The organism is Flavobacterium glycogeni, assembly GCF_048286775.1.
Lineage (GTDB): Bacteria > Bacteroidota > Bacteroidia > Flavobacteriales > Flavobacteriaceae > Flavobacterium.
The window spans coordinates 1-2,872 of the sequence record NZ_JBLVPV010000057.1; the positions used below are offsets into that span (position 1 = coordinate 1).

A 2,872-nucleotide genomic window follows, 5' to 3' on the forward strand; every position below is an offset into this window, starting at 1 on the left:
TTTTAGTTGCTACAACTGCGTCGTCTTCTTTTTTTTGTCATTGTAAATGTTTTTTAATTAGTTTTACAAAGGACTAACATTTTCAGGTGACGCGCTACCGAAGGTTTAGTTCAACACACGCTACAAGCAATTTGGGTATTAGGCTTAATTTGAAGTTGGTTTTGTATTTGGAAGATTTAGCAAATCCGAATAATGGGCTTAATTTAGTCCCAAACTGCTTGTAGCGCGGGAACGTCAGGCTGTGAAAAAACCTCTTTTTTTCTAATAAAATCTTCAAATTTTCCTTTCCTACAATCCAAAACAAAGCCTTCTGAGAGGGCTTTATTTTTAGGCTACAAATTTCATTGGATAAAAATTATACGTTGTATTCAGCTTTAAATACCCCGTTTTTAGCAAAAACAAGACTTTTGCTTTGTAGGGTGAGTTCCATTTTTTGACTTTGGCAATCAAATCAGGAACGCCAAGTATATTGATACTGCGTTTGATGTTATACACCAGCATAATCAGGCTGTGTTCTCCATTTACTTTTTCTAATCCCGTTAAGTTGGTATGGTTATAGCCCCATTGTCGTTTGATGGTACCAAAAATATGTTCGTTGATTTCCTGTCGTTTGCGGTAGAGCTGTGCGTTTTCATGATAACGCTTGTTGTTTTGTTCTACGGCATCGGCATATTGGCTGCGGTCTATATCACGACCAGCCATCCTGCTGGTACATAAATGTTTTACAGGACATTCTCTGCATTTTGGAGTTCGGTATCTCTTGAACTCATAACTGTCTCTGTCTGTAGTTTTCTTGTGCCAGTGGCCACTGGTTTTGAGCGTTTCGCCCTGTGGACAAGTGTAGGTGTCAGTGATTGGATCGTATTGGAACTTAGAGATCAGATAATTTTCGGTTATCCTTTCTTTATTTTTTCCTTGTTCTGGCTGTGCTACAATTGTAGTGATGTTGGCCTGTTTGCAGGCTTCTATTTCCCGCCCGTTATGATAGCCTTTGTCTACCAAAGCCGTGTAAGTTTCTATCGCTAAATTCTCTTTTGCTTCTATAGCAATAGCCGATAAAGCATTGCGGTCATTACGATTGATGGTGTGTGTGGCTACCACTAGATTGTGCTTGGCATCGACTGCGGCTTGGATATTGAATGAAATCTCGACTACTTGACCTTGAACTAACAAAGCTCTGGCATCGCTATCGGTGGTACTTATTTGAGGATGACCACTTACTTTTAGATTTTCTTCCAGCAATTCATAGCGTAATTTATTCCCTTTTAGTCGGTCTATCTTTTGTTGGATATTTTGGATTTTAGTTGGACTTTCTTTAACATCATTTTCATCCAAAGCTGTTAGGTATTCTTGGGTTTTGCTTTCAATATATTCAAGGTGTTTGTCTATTTTATTTTGGTTAAAATTGGCTTTTTTGCTATTGTGCGCACGGCTTTTGGTACCGTCAATAGCAATGGTTTCTCCCGCTATTAAATCGGCCTCTTTCAGGAAGCTAACAAAGAGTTTGAATAAGTTCTTCAAAGCAACGGGGTTGTTTTTTCTAAAATCAGAAATACTATGATAATTGGGACGAATATCTTCTAATAGCCACTGCATTTCAATGTTTCTAAAACATTCGTTTTCTAATTTACGACTACTTCTTAAACCATTGAGATAACCGTATAAATAGATCTTAAGAAATACTTGACTGTTATAACTCGGACGACCTTCTTTTTTGAGTGTTTGAACTGAAAAACCTAGTTTTATCAAATCTAAATATTCTACAAAAGCGTCTATAAACCGAACTTGATTGTCCGGACTTATTGCGTCTTCTAAACTTGAAAAACGCATTTGTTGGCGGGAAATTCCGGTGATGTGTTGCATTCTTAAAAATAAGAATAATCTTCTTTTTATACAAGTATTTTGCTATATTTGACGGTAGTACAACGGAAGTTTTTTCACAGACTGACGTTATAGCCAATGATAAAAACCGAAACCTATGAAACAAATAATTATATTCCTATTTATTATTCTTTTTGCATCAAAAGTAGAAGCGAAAAAAATGGATTACCCTATAGAAGTTATGGCTGGTATTTCTGAATTAATTGTTATAGGAGAAATTAACATAGTAAAGGGTAATTTATACATTTTCGATATAAAGGAAACATTAAAGGGTAAATTATACAAATCCATTTCTGTAAAGCTATTTAAGGAATGGACTTGTGATACTAGATTTGCTAAACCAAAAAAAGGTCAAAAACTTTGTTTATTTCTAAAAAGAGGATTGTCAAACTGGGAAATTATCAATGGAAGTACGGGAGAACTGCTAATTTCAGACAACTCGATCACTTTAGGGGGTTATGAAGAATACAAACATATTGATTATAAATTTACTCCATACTGTCTTTCTGTTGAAGAGTTCAAAAATGGCATAAGAGAATTTAGTAAATGTTATAGATTCATTGGCGAATATGACTTTATGGATAAAAAAGCTCATTTTGAACAAATATGTGATAACAAACAAATTTCAAAATTTAAAAGCATTAACAAGTTTTCAGCTTGGCTATATAAAAAAATGACAAAATATCCAGTAGTTAAAGCCTAAAATCACTGGCTATAACAGCTACTACAACGGATTTGGGCAATTGGCTTAATGGAAAGTTGGTTTTGTATTTGGGAGATTTGATAAATCCGAATAATGGGCTTAATTTAGTCCTAAACCCGCTGTAGTAGAGGGATGTTAATGACAAATGTAGGAAACAACCTAAGAAAAAATAAAATATTTAGAAAATGAGAGCAATTGTATATTCCAAATATGGAGCACCGGAAGTTGCCAAATTGTTGGAAGTTCCTAAACCATTACCGAAAGACAACGAAGTATTGGTTAAGGTTT

General features: G+C 35.0%; 2 protein-coding genes. One reads left to right on the forward strand and one right to left on the reverse strand.

The features are described 5' to 3' along the window. Positions 1-327: 327 nt before the first annotated feature. Positions 328-1,863 carry an IS1182 family transposase gene (locus ACNQGX_RS18225; protein WP_417978717.1) on the reverse strand — a complete coding sequence of 512 codons (1,536 nt, stop codon included), beginning with the start codon at positions 1,861-1,863 and terminating at the stop codon, positions 328-330. Positions 1,864-1,978: 115 nt separating this feature from the next. On the opposite strand from ACNQGX_RS18225, the gene ACNQGX_RS18230 reads away from it, so the two are divergent. Next, on the forward strand, positions 1,979-2,584 hold the full coding sequence (locus ACNQGX_RS18230; RefSeq protein ID WP_417978719.1) for a hypothetical protein: 606 nt from the start codon (positions 1,979-1,981) through the stop codon (positions 2,582-2,584). The last annotated feature ends 288 nt before the right edge of the window (positions 2,585-2,872 follow it).

Bases quoted from the DNA above. Each gene is read 5' to 3' on its own strand.
- ACNQGX_RS18225 (WP_417978717.1), bottom strand. From the start codon at position 1,863: ATGCAACACATCACCGGAATTTCCCGCCAACAAATGCGTTTTTCAAGT.
- ACNQGX_RS18230 (WP_417978719.1), top strand. From the start codon at position 1,979: ATGAAACAAATAATTATATTCCTATTTATTATTCTTTTTGCATCAAAA.